This window comes from Pelovirga sp. C15f (assembly GCF_057178085.1).
Map to the genome: position 1 here is coordinate 214819 of NZ_JBXUCV010000002.1, position 26104 is coordinate 240922.

General features: G+C 52.2%; 30 protein-coding genes and 1 tRNA gene. 25 read left to right on the forward strand and 6 right to left on the reverse strand.

What is annotated here, in order from left to right:
* The first annotated feature begins 2 nt into the window (after nucleotides 1–2).
* From AC1931_RS06210 to AC1931_RS06290, 17 genes are all read left to right on the forward strand, one after another.
* Nucleotides 3–380: a flagellar biosynthetic protein FliO gene (locus AC1931_RS06210; protein WP_483876381.1), complete on the forward strand. Its 378-nt coding sequence runs from the start codon at nucleotides 3–5 to the stop codon at nucleotides 378–380.
* Nucleotides 377–1114 carry a flagellar type III secretion system pore protein FliP gene (gene fliP / locus AC1931_RS06215; protein WP_483876382.1) on the forward strand — a complete coding sequence of 246 codons (738 nt, stop codon included), beginning with the start codon at nucleotides 377–379 and terminating at the stop codon, nucleotides 1112–1114. The genes AC1931_RS06210 and fliP overlap by 4 nt, the downstream gene beginning before the upstream one ends.
* 46 nt (nucleotides 1115–1160) lie before the next feature.
* Nucleotides 1161–1430 carry a flagellar biosynthesis protein FliQ gene (gene fliQ / locus AC1931_RS06220; RefSeq protein ID WP_483876383.1) on the forward strand — a complete coding sequence of 90 codons (270 nt, stop codon included), beginning with the start codon at nucleotides 1161–1163 and terminating at the stop codon, nucleotides 1428–1430.
* A 12-nt stretch (nucleotides 1431–1442) separates the two neighbouring features.
* Nucleotides 1443–2219: a flagellar biosynthetic protein FliR gene (gene fliR / locus AC1931_RS06225; RefSeq protein ID WP_483876384.1), complete on the forward strand. Its 777-nt coding sequence runs from the start codon at nucleotides 1443–1445 to the stop codon at nucleotides 2217–2219.
* Nucleotides 2220–2314: 95 nt separating this feature from the next.
* The gene (flhB, locus tag AC1931_RS06230) at nucleotides 2315–3376 is read left to right on the forward strand and encodes a flagellar biosynthesis protein FlhB (protein ID WP_483876385.1); all 1062 of its coding nucleotides are present in this window, start codon (nucleotides 2315–2317) and stop codon (nucleotides 3374–3376) included.
* Between the two features lie 103 nt (nucleotides 3377–3479).
* Nucleotides 3480–5564 (forward strand): flagellar biosynthesis protein FlhA, encoded by a 2085-nt coding sequence (gene flhA / locus AC1931_RS06235; protein WP_483876386.1) that lies wholly within the window; start codon nucleotides 3480–3482, stop codon nucleotides 5562–5564.
* Complete coding sequence (flhF, locus tag AC1931_RS06240; RefSeq protein WP_483876387.1) at nucleotides 5554–6945, forward strand: flagellar biosynthesis GTPase FlhF; 1392 nt, start codon at nucleotides 5554–5556, stop codon at nucleotides 6943–6945. Before flhA ends, flhF begins: the two co-directional genes overlap by 11 nt.
* Nucleotides 6942–7841 (forward strand): MinD/ParA family protein, encoded by a 900-nt coding sequence (locus tag AC1931_RS06245; protein ID WP_483876388.1) that lies wholly within the window; start codon nucleotides 6942–6944, stop codon nucleotides 7839–7841. The genes flhF and AC1931_RS06245 overlap by 4 nt, the downstream gene beginning before the upstream one ends.
* Nucleotides 7841–8602, forward strand: coding sequence for a FliA/WhiG family RNA polymerase sigma factor (locus AC1931_RS06250; RefSeq protein WP_483876389.1), 762 nt, complete (start codon nucleotides 7841–7843; stop codon nucleotides 8600–8602). Before AC1931_RS06245 ends, AC1931_RS06250 begins: the two co-directional genes overlap by 1 nt.
* A gap of 1 nt (nucleotide 8603) precedes the next feature.
* Complete coding sequence (locus AC1931_RS06255; protein WP_483876390.1) at nucleotides 8604–9023, forward strand: hypothetical protein; 420 nt, start codon at nucleotides 8604–8606, stop codon at nucleotides 9021–9023.
* 95 nt (nucleotides 9024–9118) lie between these two features.
* On the forward strand, nucleotides 9119–9847 hold the full coding sequence (locus tag AC1931_RS06260) for a flagellar hook-basal body protein (protein WP_483876391.1): 729 nt from the start codon (nucleotides 9119–9121) through the stop codon (nucleotides 9845–9847).
* Nucleotides 9848–9895: 48 nt separating this feature from the next.
* The gene (gene flgG, locus AC1931_RS06265; RefSeq protein ID WP_483876392.1) at nucleotides 9896–10681 is read left to right on the forward strand and encodes a flagellar basal-body rod protein FlgG; all 786 of its coding nucleotides are present in this window, start codon (nucleotides 9896–9898) and stop codon (nucleotides 10679–10681) included.
* A 12-nt stretch (nucleotides 10682–10693) separates the two neighbouring features.
* Nucleotides 10694–11413, forward strand: coding sequence for a flagellar basal body P-ring formation chaperone FlgA (gene flgA / locus AC1931_RS06270; protein WP_483876393.1), 720 nt, complete (start codon nucleotides 10694–10696; stop codon nucleotides 11411–11413).
* 2 nt (nucleotides 11414–11415) lie between these two features.
* Nucleotides 11416–12099 carry a flagellar basal body L-ring protein FlgH gene (locus tag AC1931_RS06275; RefSeq protein WP_483876394.1) on the forward strand — a complete coding sequence of 228 codons (684 nt, stop codon included), beginning with the start codon at nucleotides 11416–11418 and terminating at the stop codon, nucleotides 12097–12099.
* Nucleotides 12100–12127: 28 nt separating this feature from the next.
* A complete protein-coding gene (locus AC1931_RS06280) occupies nucleotides 12128–13237 on the forward strand; it encodes a flagellar basal body P-ring protein FlgI (RefSeq protein ID WP_483876395.1) in 1110 nt (369 codons plus the stop codon).
* 176 nt (nucleotides 13238–13413) lie between these two features.
* Nucleotides 13414–13728 (forward strand): rod-binding protein, encoded by a 315-nt coding sequence (locus AC1931_RS06285; RefSeq protein WP_483876396.1) that lies wholly within the window; start codon nucleotides 13414–13416, stop codon nucleotides 13726–13728.
* Nucleotides 13729–13796: 68 nt separating this feature from the next.
* Nucleotides 13797–13873: transfer RNA gene (locus tag AC1931_RS06290), tRNA-Pro, on the forward strand.
* 266 nt (nucleotides 13874–14139) lie between these two features.
* Here AC1931_RS06290 and AC1931_RS06295 read toward each other — a convergent pair.
* Nucleotides 14140–15102: an AraC family transcriptional regulator gene (locus AC1931_RS06295; protein WP_483876397.1), complete on the reverse strand. Its 963-nt coding sequence runs from the start codon at nucleotides 15100–15102 to the stop codon at nucleotides 14140–14142.
* Nucleotides 15103–15272: 170 nt separating this feature from the next.
* On the opposite strand from AC1931_RS06295, the gene AC1931_RS06300 reads away from it, so the two are divergent.
* From AC1931_RS06300 to AC1931_RS06325, 6 genes are all read left to right on the forward strand, one after another.
* On the forward strand, nucleotides 15273–16121 hold the full coding sequence (locus tag AC1931_RS06300; RefSeq protein WP_483876398.1) for an NmrA family NAD(P)-binding protein: 849 nt from the start codon (nucleotides 15273–15275) through the stop codon (nucleotides 16119–16121).
* On the forward strand, nucleotides 16118–16603 hold the full coding sequence (locus AC1931_RS06305; RefSeq protein ID WP_483876399.1) for an anthrone oxygenase family protein: 486 nt from the start codon (nucleotides 16118–16120) through the stop codon (nucleotides 16601–16603). Before AC1931_RS06300 ends, AC1931_RS06305 begins: the two co-directional genes overlap by 4 nt.
* 128 nt (nucleotides 16604–16731) lie before the next feature.
* Entirely contained in the window at nucleotides 16732–17142 is a 411-nt protein-coding gene (locus AC1931_RS06310) for an ester cyclase (protein WP_483876400.1), read from the forward strand.
* Between the two features lie 249 nt (nucleotides 17143–17391).
* Nucleotides 17392–18120 carry an NAD(P)-dependent oxidoreductase gene (locus tag AC1931_RS06315; RefSeq protein WP_483876401.1) on the forward strand — a complete coding sequence of 243 codons (729 nt, stop codon included), beginning with the start codon at nucleotides 17392–17394 and terminating at the stop codon, nucleotides 18118–18120.
* Nucleotides 18121–18145: 25 nt separating this feature from the next.
* Nucleotides 18146–18373, forward strand: coding sequence for a toxin-antitoxin system TumE family protein (locus AC1931_RS06320; RefSeq protein WP_483876927.1), 228 nt, complete (start codon nucleotides 18146–18148; stop codon nucleotides 18371–18373).
* A gap of 4 nt (nucleotides 18374–18377) precedes the next feature.
* Nucleotides 18378–18782 (forward strand): HVO_A0114 family putative DNA-binding protein, encoded by a 405-nt coding sequence (locus AC1931_RS06325; RefSeq protein ID WP_483876402.1) that lies wholly within the window; start codon nucleotides 18378–18380, stop codon nucleotides 18780–18782.
* Here AC1931_RS06325 and AC1931_RS06330 read toward each other — a convergent pair.
* The 5 genes from AC1931_RS06330 to AC1931_RS06350 all read right to left on the reverse strand — a co-directional run bounded on the left by AC1931_RS06330 (nucleotide 18708) and on the right by AC1931_RS06350 (nucleotide 23833).
* Entirely contained in the window at nucleotides 18708–19661 is a 954-nt protein-coding gene (locus AC1931_RS06330) for a M23 family metallopeptidase (RefSeq protein ID WP_483876403.1), read from the reverse strand. The two genes, AC1931_RS06325 and AC1931_RS06330, sit on opposite strands and share 75 nt — an antisense overlap.
* 161 nt (nucleotides 19662–19822) lie before the next feature.
* Entirely contained in the window at nucleotides 19823–20662 is an 840-nt protein-coding gene (locus AC1931_RS06335; protein ID WP_483876404.1) for a DUF6544 family protein, read from the reverse strand.
* On the reverse strand, nucleotides 20659–21975 hold the full coding sequence (locus AC1931_RS06340; protein WP_483876405.1) for a serine hydrolase domain-containing protein: 1317 nt from the start codon (nucleotides 21973–21975) through the stop codon (nucleotides 20659–20661). Before AC1931_RS06340 ends, AC1931_RS06335 begins: the two co-directional genes overlap by 4 nt.
* The gene (locus tag AC1931_RS06345; protein WP_483876406.1) at nucleotides 21975–22808 is read right to left on the reverse strand and encodes a CPBP family glutamic-type intramembrane protease; all 834 of its coding nucleotides are present in this window, start codon (nucleotides 22806–22808) and stop codon (nucleotides 21975–21977) included. Before AC1931_RS06345 ends, AC1931_RS06340 begins: the two co-directional genes overlap by 1 nt.
* Nucleotides 22809–22867: 59 nt before the next feature.
* Nucleotides 22868–23833 carry a DUF2860 family protein gene (locus tag AC1931_RS06350; protein WP_483876407.1) on the reverse strand — a complete coding sequence of 322 codons (966 nt, stop codon included), beginning with the start codon at nucleotides 23831–23833 and terminating at the stop codon, nucleotides 22868–22870.
* 240 nt (nucleotides 23834–24073) lie between these two features.
* Here AC1931_RS06350 and AC1931_RS06355 point away from each other — a divergent pair, with 240 nt between their 5' ends.
* Both AC1931_RS06355 and AC1931_RS06360 read left to right on the forward strand, forming a co-directional pair.
* On the forward strand, nucleotides 24074–24796 hold the full coding sequence (locus AC1931_RS06355; protein ID WP_483876408.1) for a response regulator: 723 nt from the start codon (nucleotides 24074–24076) through the stop codon (nucleotides 24794–24796).
* Nucleotides 24797–24800: 4 nt separating this feature from the next.
* Nucleotides 24801–26102, forward strand: coding sequence for an ATP-binding protein (locus tag AC1931_RS06360; protein ID WP_483876409.1), 1302 nt, complete (start codon nucleotides 24801–24803; stop codon nucleotides 26100–26102).
* Nucleotides 26103–26104: the final 2 nt, after the last annotated feature.

The window sequence follows — 26104 nt, forward strand, 5'->3', positions numbered from 1 at the left end:
TGATGCCTGCAGCGATTGTGCTGATGATTCTGCTCACTCCTGTTACGGTGTTAGGCGAAACCGTCGCAAAAGAACCGAGCCTGTTTACGGCCAGTCTGAAAATGCTGGCAGCGCTGGGGGTTGTGATTGGTCTGTTGCTGCTGTTCTATGCCGCCAGCCGTCGTGGCTTTGGTTTTTTGCCGCAGAATAAAAGCGAAATTATTCAGATTATCGAGACGCGCCCACTCGGAGGCAGAAAATTTTTGTGCGTAGTCAAGATCCGCGACGAGGAACTTCTTCTGGGGATGACCCCCGATCGCATCGAAAATCTCGGACGCCTGGCGCCGGCAAAAAAAGGGTTCAGTGACAGCCTGCAAACAGCGCAGGAGAAACAGTCATGAAATGGCGCGTAACGCTCATGCTGCTGTCCCTGTTGTTGCCGGTGATGGCCCAGGCCCAGGGGTTGCCAACCATTACCCTGGGGATCGGTGAAGCCACCGAGCCGGCACAGGTATCGACGGCTCTGCAGATTCTGATCCTGTTGACGATCCTGTCGGTGGCACCATCGATTCTGCTGATGACCACCGCTTTTACCCGCATTGTCATTGTATTGTCCTTTGTCCGCCAGGCCATGGGTACCCAGCAGGCACCGTCCAACCAGATTGTCGTAGGTCTGGCCCTGTTTTTGACTTTTTTTATCATGGCGCCGGTGTTTATCCAGATTAATGACGAGGCTCTGCAGCCTTATCTCAACGCAGAGATCAGTCAGAATGAGGCGATTCCCTTGGCTCTGGAACCGATGCGGCGCTTTATGTTCTCCCAGGTCGGGGAAAAGGATCTTCAATTGCTGGTTGATATTTCCGCGGCGGAGCAGCCTGAAACCATGGAAGATATCGGCATGCTGACATTGATCCCGGCGTTTATGCTGTCGGAGCTCAAGCGTGCCTTTCAGATGGGTTTTTTGCTGTTTGTCCCTTTTTTGATGATCGATATGATTGTCGCCTCCATCCTGATGGCGATGGGGATGATGATGCTGCCGCCGATCATTGTGTCATTACCATTCAAGATCCTGCTGTTTGTGCTGGTTGATGGATGGTCGCTGGTGATAGGTTCGCTGGTCCAGAGTTTCGCGTAATTTCCGTTGGGAAACAGCATCGCCTTATTCGATAGAAGGATCAAATATGACACCGGAATTTGTGGTTAATATCGGTCGCCAGGCCATTGAAACGACGCTCATGTGTGCGGCGCCGATGTTGATTGCGGCGTTGTCTATCGGCCTGGTTATCAGTATTTTTCAGGCGGCGACCCAGATCAATGAGCAGACCATGACATTTATTCCCAAGATCGTCGGTGTTTTCGTCACCCTGTTGCTGTTTGCTCCCTGGATTCTGCAGAAAGCCTCAGCGTTTTTGATTTCTATCTTTAATCACCTTCCCAATATCACCCCCTGATACGGGCAACCGATGGAGTTGCCGATTTTTACCACGACCCTGGTTCAGGGGTTTCTCATCTGCCTGGCCCGCGTTGCTGCGGTTTTCGCGGTCATTCCCGTGTTCAGTGGCGGTCAGATTCCGCCACAGATGCGGATCGGGGTGTCAGTGATGTTTGCTTTGTTGACCTATCCTGTCGTGCAGCATGTTCTGCCTGTTACATCCTTGAACATCACTGATATGGCAATCATCATCGCCGCCGAGGTTATTTTCGGTCTATTGGTCGGCTTTATTGCTCAGCTGATCTTCATGGCAGCGGAATTTGCCGGTTCAATTATCGGTTACCAAATGGGCTTTGCCGCCGCCAATATCTTTGACCCGAGCACTCAGCAGCAGGTGGCGTTGATTTCCCAGTTTCAGGGAATTTTTGCTATTCTGTTGTTCCTGTCGCTAAATGCCCATCATCTTTTTCTTGACGCTATTGTCGCCTCATTCAGCATGTTGCCCCCCGGTGGGCTCAATCTCTCCGGTGGTGCTATTCCTATGATGATTGAACTCTCAAACCACGCTCTGATCCTGAGCGTTCGGCTGGTGGCGCCGATCATGGCAATTCTTATTCTGGTGACCCTGACCCTGGGTTTTATGACTCGGATTTTTCCTCAGCTCAATGTCTTTATGCTTTCCTTCCCGCTGAATATCGGTTTGTCGTTTATCATCATGGGGCTGACCTTCGGAATCTTTGTTACGATTCTTCAAGGAGAGTTTGCCGCACTTTCGGAACGATTCTTGCGACTGTTCAGCCTGCTGTAGCTTCCTTGCGTGATCGTGCCAAAAAACCGGCACAGCTGAGACTGCCAGGAGAGGGCTGCACAGGTGACAACCGTGATTGATTCCGGGAGAGCAGCATGGCAGAAGACTCAGGGCAGGAAAGGACAGAAACAGCGACAGCTAAGCGTCGCAACGATTTTCGTGAAAAAGGGCAAGTGGCCCAGAGCAAGGAGGTTACCACCGCCGGTCTGTTCACTTTGTCGCTGCTGTTGTGGTTCTTTTACGCCCACCCGTTCTGGAACAACCTTGAAAATCTTTATGTGGTTTCGCTCCTCAGACTCCGTGATTACACGGTAACCCCTCCTGATGTTGTGGCGTTGGCCTGGGGGCTGGGCAGCGTTCTCGGCAAATTGCTCTGGCCTATTTTCTTCGTTTCTCTCATCGTTGGTTTTCTTTCTTCTTTTGCGCAGGTTGGCCCCCTTCTTTCAACCAAAGTCTTCAAACCGGATATCAGCAAGTTTGACCCGATTAAAGGGATGGCAAAATTTGTATCCAAACGGTCGGCGGTCGAATTAATCAAATCACTGGCCAAGGTGTCACTGATTGCCTATGTCGCTTATCTGACCGTAGCCAATGAATTTGATGCGGCTCTTTCTCTTGCGTTATTGGAACTGAATCAGACGCTGGTGTTTCTTGCCAGGGTCGCCTTTCTGGTGATGGCAAAAACCTGCGCCATCATGATTGTGCTGGGGATTATCGATTTTTCTTTTTCCCGATACGAGATGGAACAGAAGATGAAGATGACCAAGCAGGAGGTCAAGGAAGAACATAAAGAAACAGAAGGGGATCCGCTGCTCAAATCGCGTATCCGCTCGATGCAGATGCAGCAGGCACGGCGCCGGATGATGTCTGAAGTCCCCAAGGCCGATGTGGTTATCACCAACCCGACGCACCTTTCGATTGCTATCAGTTATGAGCGCGAAACCATGGATGCGCCGCAGATCATTGCCAAGGGCGCCGACCATGTCGCGTTTAAAATTCGTGAAATTGCCCGTGAACACAAAATTCCTGTCATCGAAAACAAGCCGCTGGCACGGGCTTTGTACAAGCAGGAGATAGGCGAGCAGGTTCCGGAAGAATTGTTCACTGCCGTTGCCGAAATCCTTGCTTATGTGTATCGCCTCAAAAACAAAAAGTAGCTGAAAAATAAAAGAAAAATTAACAATATTCGCGATTGGATGGCCGTGCCGATAAATTGACACGTCCCCGTGTCAATAATCAGGTTTCAAGGAGCAGACAACAATGTCAACACTCACAGCAATGGACGACTGGCGCAGGCTGATTATTCGCACCGACGTATTAATAGCGTTCGGACTGGTGCTGATCCTGATGCTGATGATTCTGCCGGTCCCGCCGATATTACTGGACGTGTTTTTATCGTTGAACATCACCATTGCCCTGCTGATTCTAATCACTGCACTTTATACCTCCCGTGCTTTGGACTTCGCTATCTTCCCCAGCGTGCTGCTGGTCACTACCCTGTTCCGCCTTTCCCTCAACGTGGCTTCCACCCGCTTGATTCTGCTGCGCGGGGATGAAGGTCCGGGCGCGGCCGGCAGCGTCATCCAATCCTTCGGCCAGTTTGTTGTGGGTGGCAATTACGTCGTCGGTATCGTGATCTTTGCCATCCTCGTTATTATCAATTTTATGGTTATTACCAAGGGCGCCGGCCGTGTGGCTGAGGTCGCGGCGCGTTTTACCCTCGATGCCATGCCCGGCAAGCAGATGGCGATTGATGCCGATTTGAACGCCGGCCTGATTAACGATGACGAGGCCCGCGCGCGCCGCAAGGAGATCGCCTCAGAGTCTGATTTTTACGGCGCGATGGACGGTGCCAGCAAGTTCGTTAAAGGTGATGCCATTGCCGGCATCATTATCACCCTGATCAATATCGGCGCCGGTATTGTTATTGGTGTCATGCAAAAAGGAATGCCGGTTGCCGAAGCGGCTGCCAACTATACCATCCTTACCGTCGGTGACGGTCTGGTCGGGCAGATTCCGGCTCTGATCATTGCCACCGGCGCCGGTATCATGGTAACGCGAACCGCCGGTGATGAAGATTTCGGGACCGAGATGAAGCGCCAGTTCAGCGTTCATCCCCGTTCCCTGTGGGTGGTGTCAGCTATTCTGATGATTTTTGCCATGATTCCAGGTCTGCCGAAGATCCCCTTCTTTTTACTCTCAATCCTGACCGGCCTGGTGGCCTGGAAGGTGTCAAAAACCCATACAGAAAGACTCCAGCAACAGGAACTTGACGATGTGCCGCCGCCAAAACAGATCGAAGAAGAGAATTACGAGCAGATGCTTTCCGTCGACCTGCTGGAGATGGAGGTTGGCTACGGCTTAATCCCTCTGGTCGATACCGCTCAGAATGGCGAGCTGCTGCCACGGATCAAGTCGATTCGTCGGCAGTTTACCCTCGACATGGGTTTTATTGTGCCGCCGGTGCATATCAAGGACAACCTGCAGCTCAAACCCAACGAATACGCAATCATTCTAAAAGGGGTGAAAATCGGTGGTGGTGAACTGCTTCCCGGGCATTATCTGGCCATGAACCCCGGCACCGCTACCGAGGTGATCAAGGGGATTGAAACCATCGAACCGGCGTTTAAGTTGCCGGCCATCTGGGTTTCGGAAGATAAAAAAGAGCGGGCACAGATCTCCGGTTATACCGTAGTGGACACCACAACAGTTGTCGCCACCCATTTAAGTGAGTTGATCAAAACCCACAGTCATGAGTTGCTTGGTCGCCAGGAGACCCAGAATCTTCTGGATAACCTTGCTCAGCAGTATCCCAAGCTGGTGGAAGAACTGGTGCCGGGACTGCTCAGCCTCGGAGTGATCATGCGCGTACTGCAGAATTTGCTGCGCGAAGGGGTCTCGGTCCGCGATTTGCGAACTATTTTGGAAACTTTGGCAGATTGGGCACCAGTTGTGCAAGATCCAGATCAACTGACTGAACATGTTCGCGCCATGATGGCCCGATCCATCAGCAGCAGTTACAGCCAAAATGGTGAGGTGCTGGAAGTGATGACCTTTGATCGCAACGTTGAAACCCGTATACAGGACGCCTTGCACAGCACGGAACAGGGCTCCTATCTGGCTTTGGAGCCAGGGTTCGCACAGGCCCTGATCAACAGTCTGAGCCAGGCCCTGCAAAATGTTGCCGGCGGCAATCCGGTGCTTTTGTGTACGCCAACAATTCGACTCCATGTCAAAAGGTTGACTGAGCGTTATCTGCCCGGTCTGGCTATTATCTCTCACAATGAGATCGCGCCCCATCTCAAGGTGCGGTCGGTAGGAACGGTGACCGTCAATGCTGGTTAAAAAATTCGAAGCAGAAACAATGGCCGCAGCCCTTAAGCAGGTAAAAGACACTCTTGGCCCTGAGGCGCTGATCCTGTCAACCCGCACGCTCAGGAAAAAGGGGCTCGGGGTTCTCGGTCGCCAGACCATCGAGGTGACCGCTGCGGTCGAGTCCCCCTCAATGCGGCGTCCGTCAGCGCCGGCACGCAGTGCTTATGGTGGCCAGCGTACCGCGACTGTCTCACAATCGGTTACACCTGCGAACCGGGTCGAAACCCTGGAGGACGAGATTGTCAGTCTTTCCAACCGTCATTCCCAACCGGCAGAACCCCTGACCAGGACAGAGTCGGCTGTTGATCCGCGCCTTGATGAGGAGCTGAAGCAGTTGCGCGCCCAGGTTGAGTCCCAGAGTATCAGTCAGCTCAAGGCCGAAATAGAACAACTCAAGGAATTAATGACGCAGTTAAGTCAGGCGCAAGCCCAGGCTCAGGCACAACCGGCACCTTCCGTGGTGGAACCCTCGGCCTCGGCTCCTGAGGTTCGCAAGGCAGCGCTGCGTCCGGCGTTGACATCCCTCAGGACGGTCGCACCGGTAAAGAATTGCGATCCCCTGGTAGCGCTGTTGCAAGAGCGTGGTATCGATGCTGAATCGGCAACGACCATTGCCGCCTACGCAGCAGCCCGGATGACGGCCCAGCAGCGTCTGGATCCCCAGCAGCAGCGCGACTTTTTATGCACCACCCTTGCTGGTCTGGTTCAGTCCAAAGCTGCCCTGTGGCAACCCGGTCAACCACAAAAAAAGATTTCTCTTATTGGTGCTACCGGTGTTGGCAAGACCACCACGATCGCCAAGCTTGCAGCCCGGGCCATCACCGAAAGTGGCGCTCGCGTTGCCCTGGTGACCATTGATACCTATCGGATTGCTGCTGTTGAACAGCTCAAGGTGTACGGCGAGATTATGGGCATTCCGGTCGATGTGGTGTTTTCTCCCGAGCAACTCCAGGAAACTTTCCGTCGCCACCGCGACAAGGATCTGATTCTGATCGATACCGCCGGGCGTAGCCCCAGGGATGAAGCACGTATCGATGAACTGAACAATTTTCTTGGTGCCCACAGTGGCGTCGAAAACTGCCTGGTGCTCGCTGCTCCGACAGCCGCCGGCCTGCAGCACAAGAGTTTTGAGGCCTTCAGCAAGTTACCGATCAGCCGTCTGATTTTTACCAAGCTGGACGAAGCTGATCAGTGTGGCAGCCTGATCAATCTTCCCCTGAAGACTAATCTGCCGATCAGTTGCCTGACCAATGGTCAGAAAGTGCCGGAAGATCTGTTGCCTGCCGATCCGCAGCTGGTAGCCGAACTGGTGATGGGTTCTTTTGATGATGCCCGGAGGATAGCCGTATGATGAGCAGTACCCCCGATCAGGCCGGAACCCTGCGGCAGATGAGCAGTCAGCAGAACCAGGCGGCCGGTGAATTGCAGATGTCTGCGACCCGTGTCATTTCCATTACCAGCGGTAAGGGTGGGGTTGGCAAGACCGCGGTTGTTTCCAATGTGGCAGTGACCCTGGCGCGCCTGGGAAAAAAAGTTCTGATCATTGATGCCGACCTGGGGTTGGCCAATGTCGATGTGGTTCTGGGGATATCGCCGCCCTATAACCTCAACCATTTTTTCAGTGGCGAGCGGAGTCTCCCTGACATCATGGTTGAAGGCCCTCACGGCCTGAAAATCCTGCCTGCCGGTTCCGGCGTGCAACAGTTTACCCGGCTTGACGGCCAACTGAAAATGCAGCTGATCGACGCCCTGGATGCTCTTGACGAGCACTTTGATGTGGTGCTGATCGATACCGAGGCCGGGATCTCTGACAACGTCACCTATTTCAATGTTGCTGCGCAGGATATCCTGGTCGTTACTACCCCTGAGCCGACTGCTATTACCGATGCCTACGCCCTGATGAAGCTGCTGTCAACCCAGTATCACCAGAAGCGTTTTTTGCTCGCGGTCAATTCGGTACGTAGCGCCGATGAGGGGCTCGATGTCTTTGAAAAACTGACCATGGTGTCGGGGCGCTATCTTGATATTTTTATCGACTATTTAGGCGCCATTCCCTTTGACCGTAAAATGCATGATTCGGTTCGCCGGCAACAGGTGATGATTGAGTTGTACCCTGACAGCAAGGTCGCTAAATCTTTTGTGGAGCTGGCGGACACCCTGATGGAAATACCACAGAACAGTCAGGCCCAGGGAACCCTGCAGTTCTTCTGGAAGCAGTTTCTTGGTGTTGGTGCGGAGGCAAGCTGATGATCTACAGTCAAAGCGGATACGGTCCACCGGGACCGGCAGAACGCGAAAAAATGATCGAGGCCCATCTTGCCCTCGTCGATTTTCTCGTCGATCGGATGATGACCCAGGTTCCTTCCTTCGTTAACCGTGACGATATCCGTAGCGCCGCACTGATGGGCCTGATGGATGCGGCTAACCGTTTTGACCCGCGCCGTGGGGTACTATTCAAGACCTTTGCCGAGCGCCGCATTCGTGGCGCCGTGTTTGACGAAGTTCGCCGTATGGACTGGTTTTCGCGTACCCTGCGGGAAAAACAGTCACGTTTGAATCGTGCCACCGAAACATTGGGACAGCGGCTTGGCCGCCTTCCTCAGGATGAAGAAGTTGCTGTTGCCATGGAGATGTCGCTGGACGATTTTCGCGAACTGCAGTTCCAGGTCAGTCAATTGGGCTATGTGAGTCTTGATGAACAGATCGATCAGGATGAGAGTAACGGGAAATCCTTTATCGAGAATCTTGAAGACACCTTTCAGGTCAATGTGCAGGAGCGGATGGAGGCCGACGAGTTGACCCGCGAACTGGCAGGTTATCTGGAGGAACTCTCAGAGAAAGAGCGGTTGGTGATTGCCCTGCTCTATTATGAAGAGCTTTCGCAGAAAGAGATCGCTGATGTGCTGGAGCTGACGGAGGGGCGTATTTCCCAGTTGCACAGCCAGGGGCTGGCAAAACTAAAAGTCAAGATGAAGCGCAGTATCAATGCCCTGGGAACAGGTCGATAGGATGACAGCGGTAGCAATGATAAGCGTAGCGGCACTGGCTGGTGTAGGGATTATGTTGCTGGTGACGCTGCTGCAACGCCGGACCTTGAGTGCCCTGCAACAACAGCTGACGGCCCTGGAAACAAGGTTACTGCAAATAGCTGAATCGCAACCAGATCGGCCGTTAGCGCCGGTATCCAGCGGGTTTTCAGCCCATCTGAACGAAGCAGAAAAAACTCAGCACCAAAACCATCAAGAGCTAACGGAAAAGCTTAAGGAAAATAAAACAGTTAAACCACCGGGGCAGACCGATAAGTACCGTTACGCGGTGGCTCTGGCCGCCCAGGGTCAAAGCGTTGACAGTATCGCCGAGGCGCTGAACATGGCTCCGGCAGAGGTGGAACAGGTGATGCTCCTGGCGCGGGTAAAGCGCCCGACCTGACCAGCGGCCCGGTAGGTTCTACAAATAGACAAAGATAAAGTTTCGACCCTTAACGGTCGACAAGGTTCATGTCCAACAAAAGATGGAGAAGTATTATGGCAGACGGAAAATATGCAGCAATATCGGGAGCCGTCGCACGGATGCACAAGCTCGACAACATCAGTGAGCATCTGGCCTCCGCCCGCACCCCCGGTTATAAAAAAGGCACCGTCACCTTTGCGGCCCGGCTGGGAGAGGCGACCTCCGGAATGGCCAGTAATGCCACCAATTTTACCGGGTTGACCGGTCACCAGATTGATTTTTCACCCGGTCACCTTGAGCACAGCGGTAAGCCCCTTGATGTCGCCATCAACGGGGAGGGTTTTTTTCAGATACAACGCCCGGATGGTCAATTTGCTTATACCCGTAAGGGAAGTTTTCAACTCAATGGTGAGGGGTTGCTCATCGACAGCAACGGGTATGCAGTGACCGGCCCTAATGGTGAAGAAATTATCCTTGAGCGCCCGGATATCGATATCCTTGGTGACGGTTCGATCTGGATCGAAGATCAGCAGGTTGCCCGGATCGGCCTGTTTCTGTTTGACGACACCGGGCGGTTGCAGCGTGCCGGTCAGGATCTGTTTATTCCTGTGGAGGATGCTGCTCCTGAGATCCATCCACAACCACAAATGGTGCAGAACAGTCTCGAAGGCTCGAATGTCAACCTGATGGAAGAAATGGCTCTCATGACTGCGAACCTGCGTGCCTTTGAAGCCACCCAGAAGGCACTTAAAACCTATAGTGACATGAATGCCAAAGCGACGGAGCTGGGGCTGTTGCAGTAATAATACAAAGAGGCGCCGACACGGCGCGTGAAGTAAAGGAGTACAACCATGATCAGAGCACTTTGGACCGCCGCTACCGGCATGCAGTCACAGCAGACCAACATGGATGTCATCGCCAACAACCTGGCCAACGTCAACAGTTCCGGTTTTAAAAAGAGCCGGGCTGACTTTCAGGATATCCTTTATCAGACGACCCGCGCCGCCGGTGCCGGTATCGATGGGGGTGAAGTGCCCACCGGCATTCAGATTGGCCTGGGCTCACGGGTTGCCGCAGTGCAGAAAGTCTTTACCTCCGGCGACTTTGTCCAGACCGAAAGTGAACTTGATGTGGCGATTGAGGGACCGGGATTTTTTCAGGTGACCCTTCCCGATGGAACCGATGCTTACACCCGTTCCGGGGCGTTGAAAAAGGACAGTACCGGCCGACTGGTAACTTCTGACGGTTTTCCACTGATTCCTGAAATTGTCATCCCCGAAGGATCGACCAGCATTGCCATCGGCAGTGGCGGTACGGTTGACGTCCTGCTTGATGGTGAAAGTACTCCCACCGAGGTCGGAGTTATTGAACTGATCCGCTTCGGCAACCCTTCAGGGCTGAAAAGTCTGGGCCGCAACCTCTATTCAGAAACCCCGACGACCGGAACCCCGATTGCCGGAACCCCCGGGGAGGCTGGTTTTGGCAGCTTGTCACAGGGGTTTCTCGAAGGCTCTAACGTTAACATCATGGAAGAGATGGTCAATATGATCGCCGGCCAGCGGGCCTACGAAGTCAATTCCAAAACCATCAAAACCGCTGACGAGATGCTGTCGATTACCAGCCAGCTGGTTCGCTGATAAGGATGTAACATGAGACATCAAATGCTTACCCTGCTGATGACGATCCTGCTGCTGCTCGGGACGAATCCTGTCAGTGCCGGCGAGACCACCCCTGTGGTCATCGATCACCGGGAAATGCAACAGATTCTCGATGATTTTCTTGCCGAGCAGTCCGCTCTGTTGCCCCAGGTTGAATTGCGGCTTACCGAAGTTAAGTTTCCCGCGCCCTACACGGTGCCGACGGGGCGGATCGAGCATCAGCTGATTCCGTCGCGTCCCGGGGTTCTTGGCAGTCGCCGGATCTCCATCATGACCCGGGTTGATGACCAGATTGTCAGCAACCAGTCGATTCGTATCGAGATCGAAGCCATGGCCGAGATTGCTGTCGCTAAAGAAGGGCTGCGACGCGGCACTCTGTTAACCGAAAACCAGATCGAGATGCGCTATCAGGATATTTCGCGGTTGTCGGAACCGATTTTCAATAGCGCCGACGCCGTTGGTAAAATCGTCAAGCGCACCGTGCGTCTGGGTGAGCCATTGCAGGGACAGCAGGTGGAGTATCCGCCGCTGGTCAAGCGTGGTGAACGGGTAGTTATCGAAGTTCAACATGCAGGAATGACGTTATCGGCGGTCGGTGAAGCGCGCCAGGACGGGCGTGAAGGTGAATCGATCAAGGTGGTCAATATCGGTTCTTCCCGCGAAGTGATCAGTCAGGTCGTTGCCCCCGGGCTGGTCAGAGTGGAGCTATAGCCATGTTAAAAAAACTACTGTTGTTGCCGCTGCTTGTTGTTGTCACCGCCTGTGCTGTGCCAAACAGATCAGTCGATCTGGCCGAGGTTGAACCGATTGCCCCGGTGATTTCTGAACCGGCGCCGCCGCAGACCGCAGGCTCACTGTGGACAACCAGCCGTGGCGGGATTTTTGCCGACATGAAAGGTACCACCGTTGGTGACATCATTACCGTGGTGATTTCCGAAAATGCCAGTGCCAGCAAGGAAGCCAAAACCCAGACCGGGCGCAGCAGCACCATGTCGGCCGGCATTACCAACCTCTTTGGCCTGGAAACGGATATTGGAGATTTTATCGGTGGCAACCCATCTTCTATTATCAATGCCAGCGCCGGCAACGAGTTTGACGGCAGTGGCAAAACCGAGCGTAAAGAAGCCCTCACCGCCACCTTGACAACCCAGGTGGTGGAGATTCTGCCCAACGGCAACCTGCGGATCGAAGGGAATAAAACCGTTACCGTCAATCGCGAGATGCAGATTGTGGAGTTAACCGGGATTGTCAGGCCGTCCGATGTGTCAGCAAGTAATCTGGTTGATTCACAGAATGTTCTCAATGCCCGAATTTCCTATGTCGGAAAAGGGGTTATCAGTGACAAGCAGCAGCAGGGCTGGCTGGTTCAGGTTCTTGATCAGGTCTGGCCCTTTTAACGACACACCGGTAGACAGGAGTATCACCATGACAAATGTTACTGCCAAATTACTCATCGCGCTGGTGCTGGTGTCGGGCATGTTGCTGTCGGTGAATGCTGAAGCCTCGCGCATCAAGGAATTGGCTCAACTTGAAGGAGTACGGGCCAATCAGCTGGTGGGCTACGGTCTGGTCGTCGGCCTTGACGGTACCGGCGATAGTGCCAGCACCCGCTTTACCGTGCAGTCACTGGTTAACATGATGGAGCGCCTGGGAGTAGCGGTTAATCCTGCACTGGTGAAGGTGGATAATGTCGCCGCCGTCATCGTTACTGCTGAACTGCCGCCCTTTGCCCGCGCGGGCAGCACCATCGACGTCAGTGTTTCGTCCATTGGTGATGCTGATAACCTGGCCGGGGGAACCCTGCTGATGACGCCGTTAAATGCCGCTGATGGAAATGTCTATGCCGTGGCTCAAGGGCCATTGGTGGTGGGGTCGCTGGCCTTTGGCGGCAAGGCGGCAACGGTTCAGAAAAACCATCCCACCTCGGGACGAATTCCCGGTGGTGCCTTTGTTGAGCGCGAAGTACCATACGTTTTTGCTGAAACCGACAATCTCAACTACCGCTTGAAAAACTCCGATTTCACGACTGTTTCACGCATGCGTGAGGCGGTGAATCAGCATTTTGGAGGTTCATTGGCGCGCTCACTCGACGCCGGACAGTTGGAGATTCAGGTTCCCCCACAATTTCGCGACAATATAGTCGAGTTTGTCGCCGAGGTTGAGCAATTGCGGATTACTCCCGATACCATCGCGCGGATTGTTGTCAACGAGCGTACCGGTACCATCGTCATGGGAGAAGGTGTCAGGATTTCGACAGTAGCCGTTTCCCACGGCAATCTCAGTCTGGTCATCAGCGAATCGGCCAGGGTTTCCCAGCCTCTCCCGTTTTCTGAAGGGCAGACGGTGGTCATCCCGGAAACCGAGATCGAAGTGATCGAAGAGATTGGTAACCTGGTGGTCATGGAGCAGGGGGTGAGTATTGGGGATGTTGCCTCGGCTCTCAACGCCATCGGTGCAACTCCACGCGATCTGATCGCCATCTTTCAGGCGATTAAGGCGTCGGGAGCCTTGTACGCGGACCTGGTGGTGCTTTAATCGGTAAACAGTGAGCAGTAAACAGTGAGCAGTAAACAGTAAACAGTAAACAGTAAACAGTAAACAGTAAACAGTCAGCGGTGAGCCGTAAGCCGTAAGCCCGTAAGTTTTTAACTGTTCGCCGCTTACTCATTTATTTATTATCCGCCGCAAAGCGGCAGGCAATGGATGGTTTTATGGACATTAATCATGGCTTTGATGCGTCCCAGATGCTGCGTCAGGCAACCAGTGCGCCGAATCCGATCAAGTCGGCTGGACAACAGGACCCGGCACGCCTGAAGGAATTGACCCAGGAGTTTGAGGCGATCTTCATTCAGCAGATGTACAAGGAAATGCGTAGTACCATCCCCGATGATGGATTGATGCCGCGCACCAATGCGGAAGATACCTTTCTTCAGATGCAGGATCTGGAAGTTGCCAAAGCCACCGCCCGCCAGGGCGGCATAGGTTTAGCTGAAATGATGATGCAGCAATTGCAGCAGGTTGACTGATTGACGACAGCAAATCACCCTTGCATTTGACCGACAGCGGTGCTAAATATGACCGCCGTAGCAAGTGTCGGGGCGTAGCGCAGTCTGGTAGCGCACCTCGTTCGGGACGAGGGGGTCGGAGGTTCAAATCCTCTCGCCCCGACCATTTAAAAATCAAAAGGCACCTTCACTCAGAGGGTGCTTTTTTCATTGCAAGGTGCGAAGGATTTGAAGCGGAGTGAACGCTGACTTGATGTCAGAAGAGCGGCCATGGACGGTCGCGCCAGTGAGCGCAGGGGAGCCGACGCAGGAACTGCCGTGATGGCGGTGATGGAGTGGGCAAATCCTCTCGGCATTGAGATTTGCTACCGACCAATAAAATCTATGGGTCATGGCTATTCATCCCATCGGATGAGGATAGCAATACTCAATTTAGGTCCTGGCTCGTACGCTTCCTGGTGACAAGCCGAATTCCCTTTTGAAGGCTCTGCTGAATGCCGCCTCGGATTGATAACCGAAACGATCGGCCAGCACCGCGAGGGGGGCAGAAGTCTCTTGCAGTTGCGCATGCGCAAGTTGCAGGCGCCAGCGAGTGAGGTAACGCATAGCGGTTTCACCAACCATGTTGGTAAACCTTGCCGAGAACCCCGAGCGCGACATGCCGGCCTCCTTTGCCAACGACTCCACGGTCCAGTCGTTTCCGGGCTCGCGGTGGATTGACAAAAGGGCACGGCCGAGTTGGCGATCACGCAGGGCCGCCAGCCAGCCCTGCTTCGCTTCGGGCACCGAGTCGATCCAGGAACGGATGGCCTGAATAATAAGGATATCCGCCAACCGGGTGATGACGGTCTCTCCCCCCGGTCGCAACGACCTGGCTTCGTGGGAAATGAAGCGTAGCGTACTCTGCAGCCAGCTTTTCTCTGCCTCGGCCCAGCTGTCAATCTCCAGCACCACGGGTAGCAAAGCGACAAGCTGTCGTCCGGCGACATGGTCGAAACGCACCACCCCACAAGTCATCTGAGTTAGCTCCCCACCACCACCAAAGCGCATGATCTCATATTGGTCACTGATTTTTTCAACCGGGATATCGAATAGCGGCACCACCTGTTCATTCGGTCCACTGCGGATCACATGTCCATTCCCGTGTGGGACCAGAGCCAGGCTTCCCTGACGAAGCAGACGCGGTTCTTCCCCTTCCACCTCAAGCCAGCAGTTTCCGGCGGTCACGATATGAAACATCATACAGTCTTCGAAGGCGGGCATAGCTGCACCCCATGGCGCAGTCAGCTCAGCTCGACTGTAAAGGATGCCGGTCAACTTAAGTAAGTGCAGGGTTTCGCCCAGAGGGTCACTGAGTTCGGGGATATGGGTGGTGGTGCGCGGTGTGGGATTCATATTTCAACTATTGCACAACCGCTGACCCATGGTCCAGACAGTTTGGACGCAAAGTCAAGAAAGGTCGACGTCCGGCAATTGTTTGTCCAATCTAGGGCTGGTTATACTTTAACCACATGACGAACTTAAGCGTTCGTTCAATACCAATCTCAACACAGGAGACCAATATCATGAAAAACTCACCTATCCTCATCATCGGAAAAAATGGAAAAACAGGCGCCCGCGTTAATCAACGCTTACAGTCTCTTGGCTATTTGACCCGTGCTGTATCACGATCAACAAAGCCGGCCTTCGATTGGGAAAACCCTGCAACCTGGCAGACTGTCATGCAGGGCGTCCGTAGTGCCTACGTCACCTATCAACCGGACCTTGCTGTCCCCCAGGCTGAAGCTGCTATCAGGGAGTTTATGAAAATAGCCCACAAATGTGGCCTGAAGCACATCGTCCTGCTTTCGGGGCGAGGAGAACCGGGGGCGCAACGGGCCGAGCAAGTTCTGATTCAGAGCGGGATCAACTGGAACGTGGTCAGGTGCAGCTGGTTCAATCAGAATTTCAGCGAGAATTTTATGGTTGAGGGGATCTTGGCGGGAGAGCTTGTCCTGCCAGCCACCAACGCTTCTGAGCCTTTTGTCGACGTCGATGACATTGCCGAGGTGGTAGTCGCCGCGCTTACCGGGGCGGCCCAACACAACAAGCTCTATGAACTCACCGGTCCGCAGGCTCTGACCTTTGAGCGGTGCATGGAGGAGATATCTGAAGCCCTGGGACGACAAGTGAATTATGTTCCCGTCCCCATTGATGACTATATCAGCGAACTGCGTGATCTGGGTTACCCTGAAGATATGCAATGGCTCATCCGTGAGCTGTTTACCGTGGTCTTTGATGGTCGCAACAGCCAGGTGATGCATGGCGTTGAGGAAGCACTGGGACGACCAGCGACCGATTTTCGGACTTATGTGCGAAAATCCATTGCTTCTGGAGTCTGGGATCTAGCGACTAAGAAGGAGGTGGCGCGATGATCTCACTGATCGTCACGATACTGTTGTGGGTTACGGCCCTCAGCAGTGGCGTTATGGCCGGGGTCTATTTTGCGTTTTCAGCTTTTGTCATGCGCGCATTCGGCACTCTGGAACCTGCACAGGCGGTGACCGCAATGAATGCCATCAACATCACGATTCTGCGTTCGCTGTTCATGCCCCTGTTCTTCGGCTCATCAATTATTTCGGTACTCCTCGTGGTTTTCGGAGTGATGAGTTGGGGTGAGGCCGGAGCCGGGATATCTCTACTGGCTGGGGCAATCTATTTTTTCGGCATGTTTGCGTGCACCGTACTTTTTAACGTCCCCCTCAACAATGCTCTTGGGGCCTTGACTCAGAACAGCACTGATGACTTCCAGCTCTGGACCCATTATCTGAAAACCTGGACCAACTGGAATCATCTGAGAACGATAAGCTCATTTCTAACTTGCAGCCTTTGTATTTGGCTATTATCAAGCCATTAACATCTTTAAGTCGAAAGTAATGTTATGGATCGCTATGAACTGGAAGGGGATTCAAACCGTGCTCAGCCAATCGTTCGGGTGGGCTCTGTCTTATGTTGCAAAGCAAAAACTTACCGAAGGAGCGAAAGATGCAAAATGAAGATTTAATTCGAACCTTCATCAATGAGGCATTCAATAAGGGGAATTTCTCAATACTCGAAGTGGTTATTAACCCTGAATACCAATATTGGAGTTACGACAGTCAATTAAAGGGTATCAGTCAGTTAAGAGCGTTTATTCAGGCGTTCCGTTATTCATTCCCTGATTTAAACCTGCAAATTGATGATTTCTTCAGTTCCAACGACCGAACCTGTACTGCATTTACCCTCAAGGGCACCCATGAGCAAGATTTTATGGGCATTCCGGCTACTAAAAAGGCTGTAGAAGTTCAAGGAATGGTTATTAGTCGAATTAAGGACAATAAAATCTTGGAAGACAGAGAAATTCTCGATAATTTGACCTTCTTCCAACAGCTTGGTGTCATCCCTGAAATGTCGTAATCCGATCATTAATAAAAAAGACTGACACAACAGTCAGGTTAAGTGGGCTTTAGGAACTTTCCCAGGTACAAGTAGATATTTCAACAAAGTTATGGAGATTTCGGAAATCACGACCGATAGAACAATCTAACGAAGCATACCAGGAACGGATGGGGTCCTGACTGCAGAGTCACAGCCGGATAGTGTATTCTTAAGTTTTCCAGCTAAGATGTTTAATAAAATCATGAAAACAGCAGTGTGGAGTAAATTATGACGATACTTGTGGTTGGGGCCAGTGGCGCAACTGGTAGACTGCTTGTTGAACATCTGCTCAATCGCGGGCATAGCGTTAAAATCATTGTGCGGTCACCAGACAGTGTCCCCGCAAATGTTAAGAACCATGAAAACTTATCAATAACCCACCACAGTGTTCTGGAGCTTAGCGATGCCGAGTTAACCCAACAGGTCAACGGCTGCGATGCGGTTACTTCCTGCCTGGGGCATCATCTAAGCTTGAAGGGGATTTATGGCCAACCGCGCAGGCTTGTTACTGAGGCCACCCACCGATTATGCAGTGCCATCAAAAAAAACAAACCAACAAAGCCTGTTAGATTTGTCCTCATGAACACTGCGGGGAATAGTAACCGTGATCTTCTTGAACCGATCTCATTTGCTCAGAAGTGCGTCATCGGTCTACTTCGACTCCTCTTGCCGCCACATGTGGACAACGAACAAGCTGCGGATTATCTGCGGACCCAGGTTATCAAAAAAGATGGCGTGATCGAATGGGTAGCAGTTCGTCCTGACGGTTTGATCAATGAGGACCAGGTCACCGATTACGAGGTGCATCCTTCACCGACGAGAAGTGCAATATTTGACGCCGGCAAGGTCAGCCGTATCAACGTAGCTCATTTCATGGCGGACTTGATCACCGAACCTGAAACCTGGGACATGTGGAAGGGTCAGATGCCTGTGATCTACAACAGGGAAAAGTCATAATAAAGAAAGGTGACGAAATCTCGGGATCAGTTATAGCCTGACGCTTCACGATAAAAACAGCAGGCGGGTTATCGGTTTCGACAACGCTCACGCAGTCAAGCCGAAACGGAAAAAATATGGTGCTCGAAAGATGACCTGGGACCATAAGCATCAGCAGGAGAAAGTTTTTTCTTACGAATTTGAATCAGCCGGACAACTTCTCGTGGATTTATGGGAAGCTGTCGAAGCGTATCTGGGAGAAGGTCATACCTGAAAATATGTTTAAAATCGGTATCATGACGAGAGAGGATTACAAGCAGAGAAGTATTGCCATTGCCAAAGGCGAATATATTCCCCAAAGCAATGAGCCGAAAATCTGGTTTGAATCACTCCAATCCATGGCCCAAGTGCTGAACAGTGAAAACCAGCGATTATTGCAGCTGATTATAGACAAGCATCCCCAATCGTTGAGGGAACTTGAAGAGCTGTCGGGGAGATCCACCAGCAATCTCTCCTGGACGCTGAAGACCATGGCGAACTATGGGATCATCGAGCTTGAAAAGAATAAGCGGCAAGTTGTTCCAAGAGTCCCAACCGCGCTTTCCCTCCTAGAACCTGTAAAGTCTATCATTGCGCACCAAAAATCGATTATTAATAGTGAACCATATTGGGTTGCCAGCTAGGGGAGTTCCTGCTGGCAACCCACTTTGGACATGCAAATGCAAGTGTGGTTCCGAGCTATTTCCTGTGTTACCCATCTGTGCCACTAAATCACCAATTATCACTTTGTCTCCGGTTTCTACAGAGATACTTCCCTGACGTAGATGCGCCAGGATCACGAAGAAATCTCCGCATTCGATAGCGATATAATTGCCAGCCATGTGGTTGCGGTCCATTTCGGGAACAGGCATATCTTCGAGCCCATTAAACACCAAGGCCACTTCACCAGAGCATGGTGCGACAACCGGGACGCCAAAAGTTGTGTATCTGGCAGGATCTGATGGCTGCCACCCTTTCTTGTGAAACCCAAAAGGCGTAATGCGAAATATATCCAGAGCCTTGCTCTGACCGCGCCATGGGTGCAAATGTTCAATTGTTTGATCCAGGGTTTTAAGGTGCGCATTGACCATGGATGTACTTCCTCCATGGGCGATAAGGTAGTGGTCTGAAAGAAAAGGAGGGGCGATATCCACAACCGTTTCCTCGGGCAGTACCCGTCCCTTCAGTGCCTGCCAGGACAGGTAAGCCCCAAAACAGCCCAGCGCTGCCACCATCACGATGATTACAGAACTCGCTGCTGAGGCTCGCCAAATCCCCGGGCCGGGGATAGTCTTTCTGACCAGATGGGTGAGCGTAATAATGAAAAGTAACAGGCCGTAGGCATAGGGCACCCAGAAGGGTGGCATAACCCAGAGAGCGGCAAGTCCAATACCCAGAAGAACCGCCGTTACCGACATTAACTGAACCCCCCACGCAAGCCAGCCCGCTGCCGGATAAAATAACATCCAGCCTAATAGCGACAGTGGCAGAAGAACTTGCGAGAACATTAGCATCCAAGACATCGGTCAAACCTTCAAACAGAGAACCACGATGACAACAGGCCAGATCATGGATGGTTAGCAGAGAAGTGGTTCAGAAAAAAACCAACCAAAATACAAAAAGTCAGACCCGCCGCGAGCAGAAAAGAATCCATTACCGCACGCTGAAAGACCGGTTGTCAGGTTCACTCATGATGGAGATACTCAACATCCATCACATCCGCCACGAAAAATGGAAAGTACTCATCAGTGCCGAAATGGTTGCCGGCTTCCACATGGGTGGGCAAACGGTAGCCAGCGAATTCTCGAAAGGCTGAAAGATACCCCCCGAACGGCTGCAACCGGTGGATCTTCTGTGGATTGGCATTACTCCATCGTTCAAAGCTGACCTGGATCGGCTGACCATCCGGCGTAACCGTCACCTCGACGGATTGCGTGAGTCCCTGATAGCAAACCGTAACGCGGGTGCAGTTCATATCGAGCAACTCCCAGCGAACAGCCGGGCCGGGCAGCAACGCTGCAGGTGTCCAGAACACGGCTTCAGCCACATAGCGCCCAAACGCAGAACGAGTATGATCCAGGTTACCACCCAGACGGGCAATGGGTATGAAACCGGCCAGCCAAAAACGTGTCCACCGCTGGCAGTCAGAACCGGATAATCTCATCAAACCACGCATTGCACGCATTTTCCAGACGAACCCGGCTGGCATGGCCAGGACCTGTGTAGCCGAAAAATCGAGATAGTTGGGATTATCCTTATCCCCTAAACCAAAACGGCCACGCATGGTGATTTTGGCCACAGGGGACAGAGGGGTGCCCGGTTCAATGGTATACAGAAAATAGCGACGTGCCGGTTCCGGCAGATCTGCAACCATCGTAGCGGTGAAGGTTGGAAGGTGCGATGGTTGCCTGAGCACAAGGTCGTGCATCAACTTACGGTCAGCCCGGTGATCCAGGTGCCTCAATATCAGTAGTGCGACAAGAGCCAGCACAAGTGCTGTCGATAACACAGACACGAACATCATAAACCCTTCTCCATACGGGATATGACAGTTTCAGCCAGCTTTTTTTCCATTTTACTGATCACCGCAGTACTGTCATCCACGATACCGATGTCTGTATTGATTTGAAACGCAATGGTCACTCCTTGGTCCGGATAGTGCCGTAAACTGGAGGTGTAGCCGGGGATCCAGCCGCCATGTCCATAGACCGGGCCAAAAGGGCCTGATCGATAAATACCAACCCCGGCTCCATAGTAAATGTCGGACTCATCTGGACTGACTGGTACCCCTTTTAGCAGCTCCGTCAGATAATCTCCCGTCATGGCATGTCCCTCGAACAATAAGGACCCCCAGCGTGCCAGATCGCCTGCATTACTTACCAGTCCACCACCTGTCCACTCGAGACCAGGGTGCCAAACCATCCTTCCATCCGCTTGAAGTGTTTTTTGAGGGAACCCGAAAGCATTCTCTGTCTCCATATAGCCTGCAGCAAGTCCGGACAACAACAGCTGGTCAGACGGGGTCGTCAATCGCAGATCAAAGGGCGTTAAAAAGCGCTCCCTGATCTCTTCGTAATAGCTTCTGCCGGCAACCTCTTCTATGACAAGACCGAGCAGAATATACCCGGTATCCGAGTAAGCCCAGGAGGTACCAGCCTCAAAAAGTGCAGGTCTTTCAAAAACATATTCTATCAAATCTTCAGGTGAAAAAAGATGCTGTGTCTCGCGACATTGATGAGCGACTGAATTTGCAAAGCTTTCCAGGTGCCCCTGGCCAGACAATCCAGGACCGTGATTAAAAAGGGAACGTAACGTCCTCTCATCATTCTGTCTTTCTCGCCATTTGCGATTGACGGCGGATTCAAAGCTCTCTAGATGAACATGGTCGGGCAACCCTGAACTGTGGTTGAGAAGCTGGCGCAACGTGATCACGTCGTGATTGGGCAAACGATCAAACCATTGCCGGTCACCAAGCCAGCGCGCTACCGGAACATCAAGCTCTAACAACCCCTCGCAGGCAAGTGCCACAACAGTTGCGCCAACAAAGGTCTTGCCAATACTGCCTGCAAGCATGCGTGACTGAACCGTCATTGGCGTCCCGTTTTCAACATCAGCGAGTCCGGTTGCAGCTACAGCGCTTGTGCCATCCCGGAGTACATAAGCTGCTGTAGCTCCCGGGAATCCGTACTCCTGCTGAAAGGCATCAAGTGACGCTTGAAAATCTTCCGGTAGATCAGATGTCGCTGCGATGGACGAATAGAGACCACCTGTTATCAGCAGTAGCACAAATATGGCCGACATGATGATACGGATTCGAATCTCGGGAACATAAAACATCACACGGTCCTCAGTTGCGGAATAACCTCTGTGACCGCTCCTTTTTTTGTGAACATCTCCTGACGGTTCCTCCAAACGATCAACAATGCGGCAAAGACAAGTATGTATGTATCGTACGGCTGCGCATCTGGGAAAATCGGGTTCATGAGCGAAAAGTGAAAAAAAGCTGACAGCAGAATGCTGCCACGTGAATTGTTAAACAGTGCTGTTGCGATGATGCTTATAACAAGACATCCGATAAAGAACGCTGTAAACGACCACTGGCTTTGTTGGGTTCCCCTCAACAAAAATGCCGGCAGATGCCACAAGCCCCATATCACTCCAAGTATCAGCCCGGCCCAGAATGGAGCGCACTTTCTTTGCAACAGCGGAAGGGCAAGACCGCGCCAGCCAAACTCTTCAACCGGGCCCTTAATCGCAGCAAGAATCAATGCTCCGAGCAGAGCAGAAATGGATGCAAATGGAAATGGTTCGGTAAAAAGATTCCCTCTGAGCGCGGAGCCGCTGATAAAGATCAACGGAATACCGATGAGCAGAAAAGCATACCAGCCCGCGTGGCAACGCCAGAGCAATGCCCGCCCGAGGAAACGCCGCAGCCCGGCAATGCCGCCATGGTGGACAACGAGAATGAATGCTGCGATGGCAGGAGCATAAACGGCCAGAAAAAAGAGCGGATGGTTGCCGGTAAGTTGACCGAACATGGTACTCATGCGCTCCGGGAAAACGACGTACAACCCAAGAACGCTCCAGGCCAATCCAAATGTGATGATGAGAAAAGGGGTAAATGACCGGAACGGAACGCTGCATTTTCCCTGATTAAATAGTCGATCCATGATTTTATCTCCGTTGTAGATAGTGTACTCATGCTGAACCTGCGGGCACCGGAAAACTCTCAAAATCTGTACCCAATTCCTGCCCCTGAAAACAGCATGGAACTATCGAAGAAGTCGATATTGGCATTTGTCTCACCAATGGCGGCAACACCATAAACCGACCAGTTTTTATAACCGAAAGGCGCGGCAAAGATGATCGATTCCGAGAAGCTGTAAGCTGACTCTTTGCGCTTTTTATTGAATACCGGATGAATTCCGTCAAAATGCGTATTTTTCAGTTCAAAATGAGTCGAAAATGTCAGTCGACCGACGCCCAGCTCATGATTTACTTCAACAAGATAAGCATAACCTCTGTTTGCGGCGCCGTCCCGGTTGAGCCTGATATGGCTGAGATCAGTACTCACAACTCCACCTGCAGCCAGATCCCAGACATAACCAATCCCCAGGGTGGTATCAGTACCATCACGCCGTAATCCTGGTTCCGTCTGCCCAATCAGATCATCCGCGACATCAATCTTCTGATGTTTCAGCGCCAGCCGCGCCCCGGTGCCCAGAATTCTCTCCCAGACCACCGCTCCACCAAATGATTCGGCATCGGTGCGACTACGATTCGTCCCGACCAGATAGGGATTTTTCCAGGCCTCTTTTTTTTCGTAGAGGGCGCTGAAGGTCATTTCACCTACTCCTACGATCTCATGACGCAGGGCCAGGGAGAAGGGGCCTTCGGTATTGATAGCAGTCAAGAGCGTTGTCCCACTCTCTGTAAAGGTGTAGCCAACATCCGCACTGAGCAGCATCAGACCTTGCGATTGACTCTTGCCTCTTCCTCCCCAATTATCGCGTTTTTCATTGTTGTCCATAACCTCCAGACCGGAAGGGCGGGTGTTAACGACCCCACCGCCCAACCTGATGGTTCCAAACAGACCACTTTGGTTTGCACCACCATCAGAGGCAATCACCGGGGTTGAAAAGGTCATCAGGGTTATAAACAAACCGCAGAGTCCAACGCTACCTGGTCGTTTCATGGCAATTCTCCTTTGCGCTGTTGAAGTTAGCCATACGCTACCCGAAAAAAACTCTATCCGTCTGTTGTGAAACTGTTTGGATTTTGTCTCAAAATGTTGCAGAAATGGTTATATCCGGCTGATGGCAACAATTCGTTACAAATTGATGCAAAAACCCAACAGATTATCCTGCTACCGACCGTTAAACTGGTATTGTGTTAAAAGTTGGCCGCATCGCTGATCATAGACAAAGAAGGAACGATGGATAAAAAACAACGGATACTCCTGGTTGAAGATGATCAACGACTGTCCGAACTGATTCGGGACTATCTTCAGCAACAGGGTTTTGAGGTATTGATTGAAGGGCGGGGAGACACAGCTCCAGGGCGCATCCTGAAGGAGAATCCGGATCTGCTCATCCTTGACCTCATGCTACCCGGCAGGGACGGCCTCTCGGTCTGCCAGCAGGTACGCTCCTCCTACTTGGGGCCCATTCTGATTCTGACCGCCAGAGAGGACGATATGGATCAGGTTGCGGGACTCGAACTGGGGGCTGATGATTATGTCAAAAAACCGATTGAGCCAAGGGTGTTGCTTGCACGTATTCGGGCCTTATTTCGCCGCATGGAGAAGAGTGGCGATCAGCAAGACCCCTTCTCGTCCACCCAGGTGCCAAAGGATATTCACGTAGGTGGCCTGAAAATCTGTTTTTCCTCACGGCAGGTCTCTTTGGATGGTGAGGTGGTGGACTTGACAACGACGGAGTTTGATCTGCTCGCCTTGTTGGCCAACCACGCCGGAACGATTCTTGATCGGGAACGGATTTATTCCGAAATGCGAGGGATTGACTACGACGGATTGGATCGATCCATTGATATCGCTATCTCACGTTTACGTAAAAAATTAGAAGTCGACCCCGCGCAGCCCCATCGGATCAAAACGATCTGGCGCCAGGGATATCTTTTTGTCCTGGACGCCTGGTGAACCCATGAAACGAATCTTCCTGAGTTTCTACCTGTTTATTGTCATCGTTTTGTTGCTGGCACTCTTCGTCGTCGTCCCCACGGTTGAGCACTTTGCCGGGGCACCTTTCAGGGAAGAATTTAACCAGTATTACCGCGAGTTGGTAAAAGGCCCTCTGTTTCTCATCCAGCAGGATCTGACCAACTCCCCAAAGGCAAAATGGTCAAACCGTCTAAAACAGTTACAGCCTGAATTTGGCTATCCCCTGGCGTTGGTTACAATAGATCAGGAAAACTTTTCCGCGGCTGAGATTGCCCTGTTACAAGAGGGCGACATTCTGGTTTCCACCGACTATCATCGATTCTGGCAGGAGATTGACCAAAGTGGTTACGCCCTCGCCATTGGACCATTTCCTTCACCTGGGGTCAGCAGCTTGCTTGATATCTGGACCTGGGGACTTTTTCTACTGCTACTCGGAGTAGCAGCATTGCTCTGGGCGCTGCCATTCTGGCGTCACTTGAGCAAAATCAGCAGGACGGCCTCAGCTTTGGGAGAGGGACACCTTGACGCCAGGGCGAAACTCCCCGCAAATTCAGCGCTACTGCCGCTGGCCAACACCTTTAACCAGATGGCCGAACGTATACAGCAATTGATCACCGCACAAAAAGAGCTTACCAACGCCGTCTCTCACGAGCTGCGGACACCGATCGCCCGCTTGCGCTTTGGTATGGAGATGCTGGTAACCTCGCCTGAGCCAGGAGAAAAGAATCATTATATTAATGGGATTCATCAGGATCTGGATGAACTTGATGGACTGATCAGCGAATTATTGACCTATGCGCGCTACGACTGGAAAGACGCCGAGTTGATATTGCAGAAGCAGGTCATCGTGCCGTGGCTTGAAGAGGTTCTGGAAGAGCAGAGAAGGAAGATATCAGCACACCTCCAACATGAAAATCTGGTCGATCCCCATCTTGTCGCGAGCTTCGAGCCCAGCCAACTGGGACGGGCGATCAGCAACCTGATACAAAATGCCTCCCGCTATGGAAACGGTCTTGTCAAGGTGACCCTTGAGCAAGGGGATGAAGAACTACTGATTCATGTGGATGATGATGGCTTGGGGATTCCTACCGCAGACAGGGAAAGAATTTTTGAACCTTTTGCACGCTTGGATTCCAGCCGAAGTCGTGAATCGGGAGGATACGGATTGGGGTTGGCAATTGTCAAAAAAGTAATGGATTCACATCGGGGAAGCGTCACCATCTCAACATCACCTTTGGGCGGCAGTCGTTTTACGATAAGCTGGCCCGATAGACAAATAGAATAGCG